Source organism: Pseudomonas sp. 13B_2.1_Bac1, from assembly GCF_025466155.1.
GTDB lineage: Bacteria > Pseudomonadota > Gammaproteobacteria > Pseudomonadales > Pseudomonadaceae > Aquipseudomonas > Aquipseudomonas aylmerensis.
The window spans coordinates 21,104-38,352 of the sequence record NZ_JANLOH010000008.1; the positions used below are offsets into that span (position 1 = coordinate 21,104).

Consider the following 17,249-nt stretch of genomic DNA (forward strand, 5'->3'; position numbering starts at 1 on the left):
TCAGAGAGGTTTGCTGATGGCTGCGCCCACGGGCACAGCGCCGGGCGAGGCCAGTACGGCGGACGGTGAGGTCTTGGCAAAGAACACCAGGATTGCGGCGAGCACTGACGTGCCTGCCAGGCCATAGAGGCCGCCCTGGATCGAGCCGGTGGTCTGTTCGAGGAAGCCGAAGGTGGTCGGTGCGACGAAGCCCCCCAGGTTGCCGATGGAGTTGATCAGCGCGATCACGGCTGCAGCGATGCGCACATCCAGATAACCCTGGGGGATCGGCCAGAACAGCGAAGACGCCGACTTGAAACCGATGGCCGCAAAGCAGATAGCCACGAAGGCGAAGATCGGCCCGCCGGTGGTGGACATGAACATGCCGGCAGCGGCAATCAACAGCGCGGCCGCGACCCAGGCCTGCTGGAACTTGAACTTGCTCGACAACGATGCGAACGCGTACATGGCGATGATCGAGATCAGCCACGGGATCGAGTTGAAGAACCCGACCTGCACATCGCTCAGGTCGCCCATCTTCTTGATGATGCTCGGCAGCCAGAACGTCGCGGCGTAGATGGTCAGCTGGATGCAGAAGTACAACGCGCAGAACAGCAGGATCTGGCGATCCTTGAGCAGCTTGCCGAGCGTCGGCTTGACCGTGGTCAGGGCTTCACGCTCGCGCTGTTCCTGGTCGATGGCGCCGACCAGTGCATCCTGTTCTTCGCGGGTCATCCATTTGGCGTCGTGGGGGTTGGAGTCGAGCCAGAACCACACGAAGAACCCCAGCGCCACGGACGCCAGGCCTTCGATGGCGAACATCCATTGCCAGCCGTGGAAGCCGAACCCTTCGATCTGCAGCAGCGCGCCGGAGAGCGGGCCCGAGATCAACGAGGCCACCGCCGAGCCGCTGAGGAAAATCGCGATGGCTTTACCGCGCTCCACACCCGGCAGCCAGCGCGTGAAGTAGTAGATCACTCCAGGAAAGAACCCGGCCTCGGCCACGCCCAACAGGAAGCGCAGGATGTAGAACTGGGTTTCGTTCTGGATGAACGCCATCAGCGTGGCGACGATGCCCCAGGTGAACATGATGCGGGTCAGCCAGATGCGCGCGCCGACCTTCTGCAGCAGCATGTTGGAGGGCACTTCGAAGAGCGCGTAGCCGATGAAGAACAACCCGGCACCCAGGCCGTAGGCCGCAGCGCCGATGCCGAGGTCGTGCTCCATGTGCGTGCGCACGAAACCGATGTTGACCCGGTCGATGTAGTTGAGGATGAACATGATCACGAACAGTGGGAGCACGTGGCCCTTCACTTTGCTCACGGCGCGCGCGAGGACCGAATCACTTTCTGGAGTGGCAGATGCATGGCTTGAATTGTTCACAATTCAAAACTCCCCCTGATTTATTTTTATGCGGGTTTGCGTGTCTTGTTGATAGACATCATACAAGTGATTTTCCGAAGGCCGCAATGCGGTCGTGAGTGAATTTGTTCTTATAAGGCCGATGTTCGACCAGTTATTTTGGTTATGTACCAGCATTTGCTTGGCTTTGAGAGGGGTTTGCTACCCAAGAATGATGCGGGCGCCTGGCGCTGGTGGTAATGCGTAGATTAGCCGTTAAGATTGGTTGTCATACAAGTTGGGCCGAGGCAAATCAACGCAGCCGTGTCGCCGGGCGGGATGTTAAGCTCGCACCAGCCCAACCCCGTGGACCCGCAACGATGCCGATTGATAGTGGAATGCCCGTCCGTAGACGCTCCAACAACCTCGCCCAAGGCGTGGTCGACGCGCTGACCCAGCGCATCCTGCTCGGGCAGTTGAAGCCCGGTGAAAAGCTGCCGTCGGAATCCACGATCGTCCTTGAGCATGGCGTGAGCCGCACCGTGGTGCGTGAGGCCATTTCCAAGCTGCAGGCGTCGGGTCTGGTCGAGACCCGTCATGGCATCGGCACTTTTGTGCTGGCGCAACACGCCCGCCAAGGCCTGCGCTTGCACGTGGACACGGTTGCCAGTGTGCGCAACATGCTCGAGTTGCGCCTGGGCCTGGAGGTGCAGGCGGTTGCGCTGGCCGCGTTACGCAGGACCGACGAACACCTGGCGCACATGCGCACTGCGCTCGACGATTACCAGGCGTCGCTGGCCAACAACGACAGCTGCGTCGAAGAGGACAAGCGTTTTCACCAGTTGATCGCCGAGGCCACCGGCAATACCTTCTTCACCGAAATCATGCTGCACCTGGGCAATGCGATGATTCCGCGCACCCAGCTCAAGGGCGATGAGCGTGGCGGTGCGGACTTTGCCCAACTGGGGCAGTTGGCGAACCTGGAGCATGAGGCGATCTTCAACGCGATCAAGCGCCAAGACCCGGACGCTGCCCGCGCCGCAATGGTGCTGCACCTGACCAACAGTCGGGATCGGTTTTCGGGTGAGTAATTTTGTGTTGATAAGGAACGGCTGTTGAACCCACATACATTGTCCATGCGCCTGGAGCGCGTGGCGGCGAACGTGCCCGCTGGCGCGCGCCTGGCCGATATCGGCTCGGACCACGCTTACCTGCCAGTCGCGTTGATGCGCCGCGGGTTGATCACGGCGGCGGTGGCGGGGGAGGTGGCGACCACGCCGTTCCATGCGGCTGTGCGCACCGTGCGTGAGAATGGCCTGGAGCAGCACATTACCGTGCGCCTGGCCGATGGGCTGGCGGCGATAACGCCGGCGGACCAGATCACCGCGATCAGCCTCTGCGGCATGGGCGGCGAGACGATTCGCGACATCCTGGAAAGTGGCAAGGCACACCTGAGCGGCCGTGAGCGCCTGGTCCTGCAGCCCAATGGCGGCGAGCAGCCGTTGCGTCAGTGGTTGATGGACAACGGTTACGCGATTCTCACTGAAGAGCTGCTGCGCGAAAACCGCTTCTACTACGAAATCATTGTGGCCGAGCGTGCCCCGCCGGTGAGTTATACCGCTGAGCAGCTGTATTTCGGCCCACTGCAGATGCAGGCGCGCAGCCCGGAGTTCCTGGCCAAGTGGCAGCGCATGCTGCGCCAGAAGCAGAACACCCTGGCCAGTTTCGAGCGGGCGCGGCGGGCAGTGCCGCAGGAGAAGGTGCAGGAGGTTGCGCGGCAGGTGCGGTGGATCCGTTCGCTGCTGGCCTAATGCGTTTTGGTCGGCGCCGGGCCTGCTGTCGGTGGTGTTCTTGAGCAGGCTGGCGCCAGGCCGGGCTCCTACGCGGGCGGGGGGTATGGTTCAATGGCGGCCATCACTCACTTATCCTGGACATCCGCCATGGCAGACACCACTGACCAAGCCTTCTATGACCGTGCAGACGCGCATATCGAATTGTCGAACGAGCAACTCAAGACCTGTGAAAACCTCGGCGAGGTCAGCGCCTCGATGATGTTCGGCACCACCCGTTTCAACGCCTGGGCGAGTGCGCGCAACTTCAAGTCCGGTGCGGAAATGGCCGAGGCGCGCGAGGCGATGTTGAAGTATTTCTGCGATCAGTACCGGATGATGCTTGAAGATAACCTCGACGATCACATCAATAATTTCAGCCAGTACATGCTGGTGAAATAGATCACTGTTACAGGTGTGCCCAGACCTTGAGTGCTTTTGCCCCATTTTCGCGCACACCTCACCTGCCTTTGCGCGTCACACCGTCTATTTCGGGGCGCGCTCCCTGCGGCCCGTATCTTGCTAGTGCCTTCCCAATCAATGACATGGCATTTTGCCGTTAGTCATTTCAAGGCTTCGCCCACCGCTGTACGCGTGGGTTGTTTTTGGGGAGTAGTCGGACATGCACAGCCTCTTGTCACCCGGTATCCGCCTGCTCGGGCGTTTCGGCTTTGCACGCAAATTCCAGATCCTGTTTTTCCTGTTCATGCTGCCCCTGGCGGGCAGCCTGTGGATGATTGGGGCGGACTATCGCGACAAGTTAACCGTGATTTCCAGTGAGCAGTCCGGCGTTCGGCAACTGCTGGCCCTCGATGCGCTGGATGCCCAATTGACCGCCCAGCGCAACCTGGCGGCGCGCTGGAAGGCTGCGGACATCCTGCACGCCCCCACCCCCGCGGCGAAGGCGGCGATGGACAAGGTCGATGCGAATTTCCCGCTGATCCTGCAAAGCCTGCAGGCCCTGGGCGAGTCGCTGAAAAGCCAGAACGCCAGCGCCGACACCCTGGCGCGCTTCGAGGCGCTGCAAGCCAGCGTCAAGGGCATGGACTCGCAATCGCTGCGCACCGTGGGCTGGTGGCCGGACGGATATGACCGCTTTACGTCGGCCCTGACCGCGATGCAAACCCTGCGCGAGCAGATCACCCTGGACGCCGGCCTGATCCTCGACCCGTGGCTGGAAACCTATTTGCTCATGCAGATTTCCACCCAGCACAGCCCCGACCTGATCGAGCGCATCGGCCGCATGGCCAGTGTCGGCCAGTCGTCCATCGCTTCGGGGCAGTTCACCCTGCAAAGCCGTTTGCAGATGCGCGATCTGCGCGGTCGTATCGGCGATGCGCGCGACCAGTTGGTCAAGGCCGCGGCGTCGCTCAAGGCCAAGCAATACGTGGGCCTGGAGCCCTGGACGGCGCAATACGACAACAGCCTGCAACAGCTCGACAACGAGCTCAAAGTCCTCGACGACGGCGTGTTCGGCGGCACCATCAAGCTCGATACCGCAGCCTTTGAGCGCAGTGTCGACGCGATGCTCGACGGCCTGGGCGCGCTGCGCAACCAGTCGCTGACGTCGCTGGACGCGCGCCTCGGTTACTACCGCGACCGCTCGCTGCAAAAATTTGTCCCGGTGGCCGCGACCTTCAGCCTGCTGGCGTTGGCGGCGCTGTACCTGTTCATCTGCCTGCAGGCTTCGATTCGCCGCAGTGCCAGCGGCATCACCACGCTGGCCGAATCCCTACGCGACGGCAACCTGTGCGTGGAAGTGGCGGTGGAAGGGCGCGACGAACTCGCCGCCATCAGCACCGCGCTCAACGTCGCGGTGGTGCAGTTGCGCACCAGCCTGCTGGGGGTCAACCATGAAACCCAGCAGCTCGGTTCGGCGGTGCTCACCCTCAATACGCAGTCGGGCAGCACCCTCACCGAGGTCGAGGACCAGCAACAGCAGATCAGCCAGATCGCCGCAGCGGCCACCCAGTTGGCCGCCACCTCGATGGGCGTCGCCAAGAGTTGCGAACAGGCCTCGGGCAGTGCCCAGCAGACGCGGCGCATCGCCGAAGACAGCAGCCGCGACAGCCAGCGCACCACGGCCAGTATCCAGCAGCTCAACCAGCGCCTCACCGACACCGCCGATGCGCTGGAGCAAGTCAGCCAGCAGGGCCAGCAGATTCAATCGGTGGTCGACACCATTCGGGGCATCGCCGAGCAGACCAACCTGCTGGCGCTCAACGCGGCGATCGAGGCCGCGCGCGCCGGCGAGCAGGGGCGCGGCTTCGCCGTGGTGGCTGATGAAGTGCGCAGTCTCTCCCAACGCACCCAGGCCTCGACCGCACAGATCGCCGGCACGGTGGACAGCCTGCGCGCCACGGTCAGCCAGGCGGTCAACCTGATGGGCGCCGCGTGCGAACAGGCGCTGACCGATGCCGAGTCGGTCACCGGGCTGGGCACGCGCCTGGGCGAAATCGCCGGCGCAGTGCAGAACGTCACCGACACCCTGGCGCAGATCGCCACGGCGGTGGAGGAGCAAGCGGCGACGGCGGATGAAGTCAGCGGCAATATCCAGCAGGTCGACCAGGCGGCAGGGCGCTTGCTGGACGGTGCGCGCGCGGTCAATCGCGCGGCGGACACCCTGAGCAAAGGCAGCCAGGCCTTGAGCGACAACACCGCACGGTTTCGCCTGGCCTGAGCCTGTGTGGAAGCGGGCTTGCCCGCGAATGCGCCGGGTCAGCCACCGCCTCCCTCACTGACCCGCCCCGCTCGCGAGTAACCCCGGCCCCACGGCACAGCAGCGGTGTTTTCCGCCCCCGGTTATGTTCGCCACCTGAACCTTCGGTGGATACAGGGCTCACTTGTTAGGTCGCCCTGTTCCCTTGCCGAAAGGAATCCGCATGCCTGCAACCTCGCCAACGCTGCCCCCGTGCGGCCCTGTCGAACGCGAACTCAGCCTGCGCGCCGTCATCACCGGGAGCGTGCTCGGTATCCTGCTGACGCCCTCCAATGTGTACGCCGGGTTGAAGATCGGTTGGTCGTTCAACATGTCGATCATTGCCCTGCTGGTCGGTTATGCCATCTGGCAAGGCCTGGCCCGGCGCACCGCCGAGCCACTGCCGTGGACGCTGCACGAGAGCAATATCAACCAGACCGTCGCCTCGGCGGCGGCGTCGATCATCTCCGGCGGGCTGGTCGCGCCGATCCCGGCCTATACGCTGCTGACCGGTAACCAGCTGGACGCGCTGCCGATGATCGCCTGGGTGTTCTCGGTGAGCTTCCTGGGGATCTGGATCGCCTGGTACCTGCGGCCCTCGTTGCTGAATGACAAGGCACTGAAATTCCCCGAAGGCATGGCCACCCTCGAAACCCTCTTGCACATCTACAACCACGGGCGCGAGGCCGCGACACGCTTGAAGGTGCTGCTCGGCGCCGCGCTGTTGTCGGGGCTGGTGAAGTGGGTGGACACGTTTTGGTGGGCGATCCCGCGCTGGGCGCCGAGCGCATCGCTGGAACGCCTGACCTTCACCGCCGACCCGTCGTTACTGCTGGTGGGGTTTGGCGGCATCATCGGTATTCGTGTGGGCCTGACCCTGTTGCTGGGGGCCTTGCTCGCGTGGGGCGGCCTCGGCCCTTGGCTTTTGGCGCAGCACCTGGTGACGTTGCCGGCCGACAGCAGTGGCCCGCAGTTCGCGGCGTTGGTGGAGTGGTTGCTGTGGCCGGGCGTGAGCCTGATGGTGTGTTCCACCTTGGCGTCATTGGCGATTCGCTTGTGGGCGTTGCGCGCCGCCACCCAGGCGGCGGGCGGGCGCACCTGGAGCGTGCCCCGGCCAGGGCCGGCTGCGGGGTTCGTGTTGTCGATCGTATTGGTCGTGTGCCTGCAGGCGGTGTTGTTCGGCATCAACCTGTGGATGGCATTGTTGACGATTCCCTTGGCGATCTGCCTGGCCGCCGTGGCCGCGCGGGTGGTGGGCGCCACCGGTATTCCGCCGATCGGCGCCATCGGGCAGCTGTCTCAATTGAGCTTTGGCATCGTCGCGCCCGGCCAGGTGCCGATCAACCTGATGAGCGCCAACACCGCCGGCGGCTCGGCCGGGCAATGCACGGATCTGATGAACGACTTCAAGGTGGGCAAGGCGATTGGCGCCACGCCGCACAAGCAGGTGGTCGCGCAGATCCTGGGGATCTTCATCGGCAGCATCGTCGGGGTGTTCGCCTACCTGGCACTGATTCCGGACCCGCACGCCATGCTGCTGACCGAAGAATGGCCGGCGCCGGCGGTCGCCACCTGGAAAGCCGTGGCGCAAACCCTGACCCATGGCCTGGAGTCACTGTCCTCCAGCATCCGTTGGGCGATTGCCATCGCAGGCCTGGTTGGCGTACTGCTGGGCATTCTCGACAGCACACTGTCTACCCAGCGGGCGCGCTACCTGCCCAGCGCTGCTGCCCTGGGCCTGGCCTTTGTGTTGCCGGCGTCGGTGTCACTGATGATGGCGCTCGGCGCCATCCTCACCTGGCTGGTGAGCTGCCGCTGGGCGAGCCTCACCGAACGCTTCGCCATTACCGCCGCCGCGGGGTTGATTGCGGGGGAGAGTATCACCGGCGTCGGCGCGTCGTTGTGGGCCATGGTGAATGGCTGATCACGCCTGTCTAGCGCTGTTGCAGGGCGATTTTCAGCCCCAGGCCCATGAACAGCGTGCCGATGATTTCGCCTTCCCAGCGACGCAGTCGGGCCAGGCCTTTGATCATGCGGCTCAAGGGGCGAATCGAGAGTGAAATCAGGCTGGTGTAGACCGCGCTGAGTCCCGAGAAAATCAGGCCCAGCACCACGAACTGGAGCAGGGACGAGCCGGATTGCGGGTGGACGAACTGCGGCAGGAAAGCCAGGAAGAAAATCGCGGTTTTCGGGTTCAGCACCTCGGCACCCACCGCCTGGAAAAACGCCTGCGTCGGCGTCACCTGCGGCAGGTCTGCGCGTGCGTAGGTGCTGGTCTTGGCCATGCACGCGCGCACCCCCAGGTAGACCAGATAACAGGCACCCGCCCACTTCACCAGATTGAACGCGGTGGCGGAGGTCATCAGGATCGCCGACAAACCCAGGGCCGCGCCGAGCGTGTGGATCAAGTCGCCCGTGGCCACCCCCAGCCCGGTCGCGATACCGGCCTTGCGTCCGCCCTGGACGGTACGGGTGATCACCAGCAACACGGCCGGACCGGGGATCAGGAACAGGCCGATGACCACGGCTATATAGGTGATGAGCGCGGTGAGTTCAAACATGGCGAGCTGTCCAGTTGAAGGCGAGGCCCTCAGTTATCCTCAGGTTTGGCATGAATGCAATACTGTTTGATTCAGGGCACTCCACGGCGACAGCGTAGTCTTGTTCTAGACACCCCTCACTCTCGTCCTGCGGAGCTTCCCATGATCACGGTCCACCACCTCAACAACTCGCGTTCACAGCGCATCCTGTGGCTGCTCGAAGAACTGGGCCTGCCTTACGAGATCAAGCGCTACCAGCGCGACCCGAAAACCAACCTGGCGCCGCCGGAACTCAAGGCCATCAACCCGCTGGGCAAATCCCCGGTGATCGAGGACGGCGCGCTGGTCCTGATCGAATCCGCCGCGATCATCGACTATCTGATCCGCCGCCACGGCGCAGGCCGCCTGCAGCCCGATCCTGCCACGGCCACCTACGACAAGTACGTGCAATGGCTGCACTTCGCCGAAGGCTCGGCGATGCTGCCGTTGATGCTCAACCTCTACGTCGGCCGCCTGGGTGAGGCGGGCGCGCCGTTGCACCCACGGATCGAGTCGGAGCTGGCCAACTACCTGGGCTATTTGAACGATGTGCTGGCGGATTCGCCTTACCTGGTAGGGGATGAGTTGAGCGGCGCGGATATCCAGATGAGCTTCATCGGTGAAATCGCCAAGGCCCAGGGCAAGCTCCAGGCTTACCCGAACCTGGCGGCTTGGGTGCAGCGCTTCCAGGCCCGACCTGCGTACCGCAAGGCGGTGGAGCAGGGCGGCGAGTACGCGTTTGCCAAATAAACTCAGCGCAGGCGAGGCCTATCCGCCTCGCCCCCAGCGTTTTACTGCGGCGCTAATGCCTGGCCTGCAAACCGCTTCAGCGAAAACGCCGACAGGTCCAGGTCGCTCGAACCGCGGATACACCACTGCGCAAATGCCTCGCCCAGTGCAGCCGAGTGCTTGAAGCCGTGCCCCGAGCACGGCGACACCACCAGGGTGTGCTGCAGCGTGGGGTGCTGGTCGATGATGAAATGGTGATCCGGCGTCACCGTGTAGGCACACACCGCCGACTTGACGACTTTGGACGTGACCCCGGCAATACGGCCTCGTACCTGCTGGTCATACATTGCCTGCTCCTCCGCGGCCGAGATCGTACGGTCGAGTGTTTCGGGGGTGGACGCGGTGTGGTACTGCGCCGTGGCAATCTTCAAAGTGCCCTCGCCGGGCAATGCCGGGAAACCGTAGTTGGTATTGCCCTCGCCCTGGCCGTGCGTGAGGATGTAGGTCGGTGATTTCCCCACCAGGTCGGCCCCCAGCTCAAGCTCGAACCAGAACAGCTGTTGCCGATACACCTTGAGCAGTTGATCAAATGGGGCGCCAAGCAGGCCGCCGGCCCAGTTGCCCGCACTCACCACCAGCTTGTCGGCCTGCAGCGTGCGCTGGTCGGTGGTCACGGTGACGCCGTGATCGTCCGCGCGGATAGCGGTCACGGTCTCGCCCTTGTACAACGTGGCGCCGTGCTGTTCAGCCAACCGGAGCTGCACCTCGATGCAACGCTCTGGCCGCACAAAGCCGCCGCCCGGTTCGTAATAGCCGATGGCGCTGTCCGCCACGTGGGCGAATTGCGCAAAGCGCTGGCGAATCTGCGTCGCGTCCAATACTTCATGTTCGATGCCGTAGGTGTTCGCCAGGCCAATGGTGCGCAAGGTGAAGTCCGATTCATCGCTGGGGTCGAAATCATCGCGGGAGGTCAGTACCAGCAACCCGGATTGTTCGAACAACGCCTCCCCCGACGCGGCCTCAAGCTCACGCCAGATACGGTGCGAGTTGCGCACGATGGGCACGTACTGCGCGCCTTCACCCACCGACAGCCGCGTGATGCGGGTGTCGCCATGGCTGGAGCCGAAGGTATGGGGCGGATGATGACGGTCGATGCCGGCGACCTTTACCCCGGCTTTGGCCAATTGGTACACGGTGGCGGCACCCATGGCGCCCAGGCCGATGACCAGCGATTCATAACGTTCCACTGTCGATACTCGCTAGAGAGGGAGGGCGCTTAGTTGAGGGCAATGGCGGCTAAAACACAATGGGGGGCGGGGTGTTTCAGGTCGGTCAATGTGCGCTTGGGCGAAACCGCGCAACGTTTTTGCGAGATGCGAGCTTTGCGTTGCCGGTGAAGCGCTCACCGGCAACCGATAAAACTGCCGGTCAGCGCACTACGTCCAACGCGGTAATTTCATTCACATAGTGAAATTCACTCGACGTCGATTCTAGCGTCAATGCGACGCCCAGGTCCTCGATGAAGGCGCGCGAGGTTTTGTAGTCGCCCTGGTCGCACGCGAGCCGGATGGCGTCCCCGGTCAGCGTGGCAAACACCTGGCGCGCCGGGAAACGCTCGCCGATCTTGCAGGTCAAGGTTGTGTCGTTCGGTTTGTCGGTGGGCTTGGCCGGCACATTGACCATGCTCAGGTGAGCGGTCAGCGTCTGGCCCGGCGTCCAGCTGGTCGGCAGCTTCAGCTCGGCTGTGCGGGTTTGCAGGACCCGCCCGTCACCCACGCCGTTCATCTTCGATTTCAGCTGGATCAGGTCGGCCTGCATCAGGCGGTCGACGTTGAAGACCGGCCCGTAGACCTCGTTCTTCACCAACAGGCCGCCCTCGGCCTTGAGCGTCACCGACGTCGGTGAATCCTCGCTGCCGTCGCCCTTCTTGGACAGGTAGGTGTAGCTCAGCGTCTTGAACTTGGGTTGCAGCAACGGCGAGTCGAGGCGTTGCAGCACCGCAGCCGGCACCTCGACATCGCCGAGGCTGGTTTCAACCTGGGTACGCGGGTAGTCGACCGGCGCGATGTCCGGTCGCAACATCGCCAGCAGCGCCGCGTTGACCCCACCCTGCACCGAACAACTGATCCGCGACTGCGTGCCTTGCTTGCCTTCCGGTTCGATGATCAGCACGCGCTCGACATTGCGCGTGCCCGGCGCCTTGCCTGGCTGGGGCTTGATCGAGCGCCAGCTGTTGCCGACCTTGAGCTCGCTGCGCGTGTATTCGTGTTCGCCTTTGAACAGGAAATTCGGTTGGTCCAGCAGCGGCGCCAGGCGCTGAGCCACCTCATCGATATTGCCCTGCGCAATGAAGCCCCAGTAATAGTAGAGCCCCAGCGGGCCGAGGTCGGCGACCTCGTCGTTATAGGCCAGCAGTTTCAACCCGGCGATCGGCGGCGCGCTGACCGGCACGGCGTTGGCGTTGCGGTTGGTGCGATCTTTCACCGCGATCCAGGTGTAGTTCTTTTCCTGCTGGAGCGGCGCATAGGACTGCCAGGCATCGCGATGGGTGTTCAAGCTGCTGAAGAAACTCGCGTCGCAACGGGCGAAGGCCTTGAGCGTGTCGGTCAGGGCGGCGTCATCGGCGTGGGCGAAGGACGGTGCCAATAGGGCGCAGGCGAGGACGAGGGCGGACGCAGGCAACTTCATTGGGCGGGATTTCCGTATCGAGGCGGGGAGGTGGGCATTATCCAGAAATTGAGCGCCAGCGCAGTCAAAATGTAGGCATTGTCGAGCGTGTCGCCTTTCAGCCCAGGCGTACACGCCAGTCACCGCCGTGCTGCAGGCGGCATTCTTCTTCGCTGTCAACGCGTACGCAGCGGTCCAGGCGCACCGTGCCAGCTTCGGCAGCGGCCAGCGCAATGCCGGTCAGCTCACGCAGGCGCTGGTCAGTGCCGGCGGCGAGGGCCTGGTCTTTGCTGGCGCGGGTGTCGAACACCCAGATCACCCGCAGGCTTTGGGGGAAGGCGGCGTAGTCGACAGTGTGGGTCAGCCACTCGAAGCCCGGGATTTCGGCTTTGGCGGTTTCGCAGGCGTCGGTGAGGGTGGCGGCGAGGCGGCGTTCCAGGCGCGTGGCTTCGCGTGGGGTCAAGGGCATGCGGGGCTCCGGGATGTCATGTGTTTTTCACGAGGAGGTCCCAGACTAATGGGCTGGCAGCATTGTGCAAATCCATTTCAAGTAAAGTGCCCTCATGGACGACGCTGTTACCTATCGACTTGCCACGCTCGATGACGCACTGAGCCTGTGTGAACTGGGGCAAGTGCTCTGCGACGTGCACCATGCTGCGCGGCCCGATATCTATGCGGCGCCCACCGAGGATTTTTCGCGCGATCTTGCCCATTGGTCTGGCCGGTTCGAAAAGGCGGGCCAGGTTGTCTTCATCGCGCATGCGGGCCTTGAGGCCGTGGCCTTTATTACCGCCAGCCTCTCAGCCAGCAGTGGGCCGCTGATGCAGCCGCAGACTGTCGCGCGTGTAGGCTCGGTGTGCGTAGCCGAAGCGTATTGGGGCCAAGGTATTGGGCGCCACCTTATGGGCCTGGTTAAAAGCTGGGCGCTGGACAATGACGCGCAGGATTTGCGCCTATCGGTGTGGTCGTTCAATGAGCGTGCCGTGCGTATGTACACCGAGTTGGGGTTTGAGAGGCGTGCGCTGGAGATGGGAATGCGTCTGTAGCGCGGGCCGTCGACTACACCGGCGCCCTTAATGCGCTGATGATGAACGCGTGCAGGCTATTCACCGCCTTGGACCCGCGCGAGGCGCGGCTGCGCAGAATCGAGACTTCCATCGGCGCGATAGTGCCCAGGCCATGCTCAGCGCTCAACACCTGCAGCGATGGCTGCACGGTGCACTGGGTGATCGCGGCAATCGCGAGGCCGCCCTCGACGGCGGCCACCTGGCCGGCGAGGCTGGAACTGTTGTAGACCACCTTGTATTGGCGCCCCTGCTGGGCCAATGAATTCACCGCGTAACGCCGCGCCAGGCTTTCACTTTCGTAGACCGCGATAGGCAGCGGGTCTCGGCGCCACAGTTCGAACTGCGGCGAGCCCACCCACACCATCGGCTCCTTGAACAGAAAGGTGCCACTGTGGGACGAGTCGCGGGACACCAGCGCAAGGTCAAGATCGCCGCTGCGTAGACGCGGGATCAGCGTTGTCGACTGTTCACAGGTGAGTTCGATTTCGACCCCTGCGTAGCGCGGCGAAAAACGCTTGAGCACCGGTGTCAGGTAACTGGCGGCGTAGTCCTCTGCAACGCCGAGGCGGATGCGCCCGGTCAATGCCTCACCGTTGAAGGCCGCCTGGGTCTCGGCGTGCAGGGCAAGCATGCGGCGCGCGTAACCCAGCAGCGTCTGGCCGTCTTCGGTGAGTTGCAGGTGCCGGGGGCCACGGTTCAACAGCGGGCGCCCCAGTGCGGCTTCGAGTTTCTTCATCTGCATGCTGACGGCGGACTGCGACCGGTTAACCTCCTGCGCGGCGCCAGAGAGCGACCCCGCGTCCACCACGGCGACGAAACATTTGAGCCAATCAATCTGCAGATCGCTGGACGGCATTGCGCTTACCTGTATTCGTTAATCGAATGGCTGCGACGTGAATAATGCGCTTTTCAGGGTGATTGTTCACTCGCAAGATAGGCGCTTGCCCCCTATTTGCAGGATCTGATCATGCCATTCGACACGTGGCTGCTGTACCTGGTGACCTGCTGCGGCATTGCCGTGGTGCCAGGACCCAATGCATTACTGGTGCTGACCCATGGCGCCCTTCACGGCAGCCGCAGGACGTTGTTCACCATCAGCGGTGGCGTGCTCGGCTTTGCCCTGGTGCTGACGCTGTGCGCGCTCGGCCTGGGCGCACTGATCAAGGCCTCGGCCACCTGGTTCACGGCCTTGAAGGTGGTCGGCGGGCTGTATCTGATCTGGCTGGGATTTGGCCTGTGGCGGTCGCCGCCGGTGAGCCTCGAGACCACTGCGACGCCAAGCCTGCGCCGCTGGCCGTTGTTTCGCCAGGGGCTGGTTTCGGCCCTCTCGAACCCCAAGGCGTTGCTGCTGTTCACCGCGTTTATCCCGCCATTCCTCGACCCGCACCGCAGCATCATCGCGCAGACAGCCGCCATCGCGCTGACCTACGCCGTCGTGGAGTTCGTGGTGGAATACCTGGTCGCCAGCGCCGCGCACCGAGTGCGCCCTTGGCTGGCCCGAACCGGGCGCCGCTTCAATAAAGTCTGCGGCGGTTTTTTTGTGCTGTTCGGACTGGCCTTGCCGGCCCATAGCTGAAGGTCGTTGGCCTTAGAAGTTGTCGCCCCATTTGCACAACTTGCTGTCGCCCAACGGTTCGAAGCTGAACGAGCGTGTGCCCACCTGCATTCTCTTGAGGATCACCGCGCAGCTACCAAGCCCGGCCGCCTGCAGTTCGTAGTCCGCGCCAGCGACAGGCACAAAAGTGAACATGTTGTAGCAACGATTGCCGATGTAATGAAACGCGATGGGCTGCCCGGCGGGCACCAGCAGTTCACTCTCCACGGTGGAGGGTAACTGCACGGCGGTGGGTTGCATGCCGAGCTTTTCACCGTTGCGATCAGCATAGCCGTCGCGCTGCGCCACCATCACCCCCGCGCCAGGCAGGCGAAAGTTGATGCAGTCCGACTTGGGCACGGCGCGGACCATGCCGTCGCTGATCACTCGCACGCGGGCGGTGTCGCCGCTGGTGGCCGATGAATAGGGAGTGGAGAAGGAGCGGACATCCGTCAGCGCTCCACACCCGCTGAGCAATGCCAGCAGGCTGATTCCGACAAGCGAGTTAAGCGCGCGCGGCGATGTGTACATGAGGTGCTCCCTGCGGGTTGACGGTCAAGAGCGCCCTTTTTTCAGCGCAAAAGGGCCAGCGCGAAAGTGGCTGCACACACAGCAGCCATTGTGTACCAGGCCCGGTCGGCTTATTGCCCGGCCTGGCTGACAGGGGTCACGTTGCGGGTGTGATAATCGCCCGACGCGTCCTGGATGCAGTAATTGGAGGACACCGGTTTTTCCTCGCCGGCTTTCAACTCAACCACCTCATTGCGGCACTTTGTCTTGAATGTTTGCGACTGGAATGCCTGCCGGATTTCATAGTCGGCGCCTGCGCGTGGCACAAAACTCACGGGCGCTGAAGAGCAACTGGACCCGGACGTGACGAACGCCACAAACGCGATCAGCGGCTGCCCGGCCGGGACCACATGTTCATCGAAGTACCTGCGCGTCTCATCGATCTTCGCGCTGACCGGGGAGGGAGGCATGCCGATGACATTGTTCTGGTAGTCGGAAGGCCACATGCCGAAGATATCGCTGCTCTGACCGCTGGGCACGATACGCGAAGGATTCCATCCTTGCGGCCGTTCGCGGGCCGCCAGCGCTTTTACATAAGTGTCGTTGAAATACTGCTCGCAGCTTTGGCCGGAGACAAAACCTGCGTAGGCCCCTTGCCCGCTGATCAGACGGATGCGCGCCGTACTGGCGGGGTCGTACTTGGCCATCTCGGCCGGGTCCTGGACATCGGTTTTCTTGAAGGTGCAGCCCCCGACAGCCAACGGCACGATGAGCAACAGCCCCAGGCGTGCGATGACAGTGCCCAAGCCGGTATGAATTGATGAGCGCTTGCTGGCGTCCTGCTTCATTATTTTCTCCCTGTTAGTGGCGCAACCTTGGTGATGACGGGGTTTGGGCAGGCGTTTGCCTTCAAAGTTCGCGGGCTCGCATTGGATTGGGCAAAGAAAGCCGGGCGGCTGCCTTTTCCCCCTGCCGATGTGTCGCGCTTACAGTTCGTCCTGTTATTCTGATTCAGCAATCCGGGGTGTAGATAAGATGCCATACGGCATTAAGCGACAGGAATGTCGGCTAATTGATAGTTAGGGAAAACTGAGTATGCGTCGCTTAATAGCCCATGGGTTTGTGTTTGTCAGCATTGCGATACTCTGTTCCGGCTGCACATCTTATTCGTCCCAGCCGACAATCAACGAACCCGCTGCACCCGAAACAAAAGAAATCATCCCCAGCTTCAGTTACGCAATAAACTCCCCATGGAAAGCCAGTCGCTTCGGCAAGGACGCCTACGCAGCGACACTCAAGGTTATTCCCGAGGCACAGGATACGAGCTCCAGCCTTGCCGCCCCGAGCCTGCCGGCATTGGAAATAAAGATCTCGGAGTTTTCATCTGGCGGCGCGTGCGGACAAGAGTACTTGACGGGCCTGAGCCTGGGCTTGATCCCCAGTTGGTGTACGCGGACAAACCTTTTCAAGTTTGATTTTATATTGAACAAGGATCAGCGCTTTTGCAGGCAGAAAACCTACTCGATCAACTCCACGTCGTTTTCACATCTCACCATGATTCCGTTTGCACTCTTCAATACGGACAATCAGCCATTGTCGCTCTATCAGGCGGCGCTTAAAGATTTCCTCCGGACAGGTCAATGTGCGACGCCTTGAGCGGCTGCGGCTACGAGAGGGGCTCATACCAAGCGTTGGGGCGTTCGAAATTTATCTCTGTTGATCGGTAGCTTCTGGCCGATACGTCCGGCTAGCCACCAGGGGCATTGATGAGGTCAGGTCAGGCATATCCCGGCGGAAGGCGGGTTGCCACTTGCTCCCAGCATCTTCTGATTTCTTTGATAATGCTGCTGTCACCGTGTTTTTTCGTAGAGACCTCACACACCGACAAATGCTCTAACAGCCACTCATCTGTCCAGCCCGCCCATTCACCTGCAATGGATTTGAGGTTTGCTTCAAGTGCCGGGAAAACTTCACCCCATAGGATGCTGTGAATTTCCTGGGGCGAATAGCCTGTTTCCACGACTACGCGAGCGACATAGTCAAACGTCGTGTCGGTGATCTCTGTATCGAGGAAAAACTCTGAAAGTGCCTGCCAGATCTTCAGGCGGTTTGTGTCGACAGTTTCCATGCAATATCCCGAAGCTGGATGGCGCCCAGAGGCCAGAGGGTAGAGTAGCCGAAAAAGCGTTTAGACAGATATTCGCCGTCGGGACGGGCTGCTTTAGACACAAAGCGGCTTGTCGTGAAGGGTAGCAA

At 62.3% G+C, this 17,249-nt stretch carries 18 protein-coding genes; 9 read left to right on the top strand and 9 right to left on the bottom strand.

Features of this window, described 5'->3' with window-relative positions; all coding sequences use genetic code 11:
* Entirely contained in the window at nt 1-1,362 is a 1,362-nt protein-coding gene (locus NTD80_RS02095) for an MFS transporter (RefSeq protein WP_106803140.1), read from the bottom strand.
* 338 nt (nt 1,363-1,700) lie between these two features.
* Here NTD80_RS02095 and NTD80_RS02100 point away from each other — a divergent pair, with 338 nt between their 5' ends.
* The 5 genes from NTD80_RS02100 (at nt 1,701) to NTD80_RS02120 (ending at nt 7,771) form a co-directional block, all read left to right on the top strand.
* Nucleotides 1,701-2,411, top strand: a complete 711-nt coding sequence (locus tag NTD80_RS02100) for a FadR/GntR family transcriptional regulator (RefSeq protein ID WP_065904421.1) — start codon at nt 1,701-1,703, stop codon at nt 2,409-2,411.
* Between the two features lie 24 nt (nt 2,412-2,435).
* Nucleotides 2,436-3,131 carry a tRNA (adenine(22)-N(1))-methyltransferase gene (locus NTD80_RS02105; RefSeq protein WP_262131954.1) on the top strand — a complete coding sequence of 232 codons (696 nt, stop codon included), beginning with the start codon at nt 2,436-2,438 and terminating at the stop codon, nt 3,129-3,131.
* A gap of 129 nt (nt 3,132-3,260) precedes the next feature.
* Nucleotides 3,261-3,551, top strand: coding sequence for a DUF3144 domain-containing protein (locus NTD80_RS02110; protein WP_119742530.1), 291 nt, complete (start codon nt 3,261-3,263; stop codon nt 3,549-3,551).
* A gap of 220 nt (nt 3,552-3,771) precedes the next feature.
* On the top strand, nt 3,772-5,829 hold the full coding sequence (locus tag NTD80_RS02115; protein ID WP_262131955.1) for a methyl-accepting chemotaxis protein: 2,058 nt from the start codon (nt 3,772-3,774) through the stop codon (nt 5,827-5,829).
* Between the two features lie 202 nt (nt 5,830-6,031).
* Nucleotides 6,032-7,771, top strand: a complete 1,740-nt coding sequence (locus NTD80_RS02120; RefSeq protein ID WP_262131956.1) for an OPT family oligopeptide transporter — start codon at nt 6,032-6,034, stop codon at nt 7,769-7,771.
* A 10-nt stretch (nt 7,772-7,781) separates the two neighbouring features.
* Here NTD80_RS02120 and NTD80_RS02125 read toward each other — a convergent pair whose 3' ends face one another.
* Entirely contained in the window at nt 7,782-8,408 is a 627-nt protein-coding gene (locus NTD80_RS02125) for a LysE family translocator (protein WP_262131958.1), read from the bottom strand.
* Between the two features lie 141 nt (nt 8,409-8,549).
* Here NTD80_RS02125 and NTD80_RS02130 point away from each other — a divergent pair, with 141 nt between their 5' ends.
* Entirely contained in the window at nt 8,550-9,176 is a 627-nt protein-coding gene (locus NTD80_RS02130) for a glutathione S-transferase family protein (protein ID WP_065904430.1), read from the top strand.
* Between the two features lie 41 nt (nt 9,177-9,217).
* Here NTD80_RS02130 and solA read toward each other — a convergent pair whose 3' ends face one another.
* The 3 genes from solA to NTD80_RS02145 all read right to left on the bottom strand — a co-directional run bounded on the left by solA (nt 9,218) and on the right by NTD80_RS02145 (nt 12,291).
* Nucleotides 9,218-10,402, bottom strand: a complete 1,185-nt coding sequence (gene solA / locus NTD80_RS02135) for an N-methyl-L-tryptophan oxidase (RefSeq protein WP_262131960.1) — start codon at nt 10,400-10,402, stop codon at nt 9,218-9,220.
* Between the two features lie 181 nt (nt 10,403-10,583).
* A complete protein-coding gene (locus NTD80_RS02140) occupies nt 10,584-11,843 on the bottom strand; it encodes a hypothetical protein (RefSeq protein WP_262131961.1) in 1,260 nt (419 codons plus the stop codon).
* Nucleotides 11,844-11,940: 97 nt separating this feature from the next.
* Nucleotides 11,941-12,291 (bottom strand): hypothetical protein, encoded by a 351-nt coding sequence (locus NTD80_RS02145; protein WP_262131962.1) that lies wholly within the window; start codon nt 12,289-12,291, stop codon nt 11,941-11,943.
* Between the two features lie 94 nt (nt 12,292-12,385).
* On the opposite strand from NTD80_RS02145, the gene NTD80_RS02150 reads away from it, so the two are divergent.
* The gene (locus NTD80_RS02150; RefSeq protein WP_262131963.1) at nt 12,386-12,868 is read left to right on the top strand and encodes a GNAT family N-acetyltransferase; all 483 of its coding nucleotides are present in this window, start codon (nt 12,386-12,388) and stop codon (nt 12,866-12,868) included.
* Nucleotides 12,869-12,881: 13 nt separating this feature from the next.
* Here NTD80_RS02150 and NTD80_RS02155 read toward each other — a convergent pair whose 3' ends face one another.
* Entirely contained in the window at nt 12,882-13,745 is an 864-nt protein-coding gene (locus NTD80_RS02155) for a LysR family transcriptional regulator (protein WP_262131964.1), read from the bottom strand.
* A 111-nt stretch (nt 13,746-13,856) separates the two neighbouring features.
* Here NTD80_RS02155 and NTD80_RS02160 point away from each other — a divergent pair, with 111 nt between their 5' ends.
* Nucleotides 13,857-14,465, top strand: coding sequence for a LysE family translocator (locus NTD80_RS02160; RefSeq protein ID WP_120449218.1), 609 nt, complete (start codon nt 13,857-13,859; stop codon nt 14,463-14,465).
* Nucleotides 14,466-14,477: 12 nt separating this feature from the next.
* Here NTD80_RS02160 and NTD80_RS02165 read toward each other — a convergent pair whose 3' ends face one another.
* The gene (locus NTD80_RS02165; RefSeq protein WP_262131966.1) at nt 14,478-15,014 is read right to left on the bottom strand and encodes a hypothetical protein; all 537 of its coding nucleotides are present in this window, start codon (nt 15,012-15,014) and stop codon (nt 14,478-14,480) included.
* 110 nt (nt 15,015-15,124) lie between these two features.
* Entirely contained in the window at nt 15,125-15,841 is a 717-nt protein-coding gene (locus NTD80_RS02170) for a hypothetical protein (protein ID WP_262131967.1), read from the bottom strand.
* Between the two features lie 247 nt (nt 15,842-16,088).
* On the opposite strand from NTD80_RS02170, the gene NTD80_RS02175 reads away from it, so the two are divergent.
* Nucleotides 16,089-16,649, top strand: coding sequence for a hypothetical protein (locus NTD80_RS02175; protein ID WP_262131969.1), 561 nt, complete (start codon nt 16,089-16,091; stop codon nt 16,647-16,649).
* A 121-nt stretch (nt 16,650-16,770) separates the two neighbouring features.
* Here NTD80_RS02175 and NTD80_RS02180 read toward each other — a convergent pair whose 3' ends face one another.
* Entirely contained in the window at nt 16,771-17,121 is a 351-nt protein-coding gene (locus NTD80_RS02180) for a hypothetical protein (RefSeq protein WP_262131970.1), read from the bottom strand.
* Between the last annotated feature and the right edge of the window lie 128 nt (nt 17,122-17,249).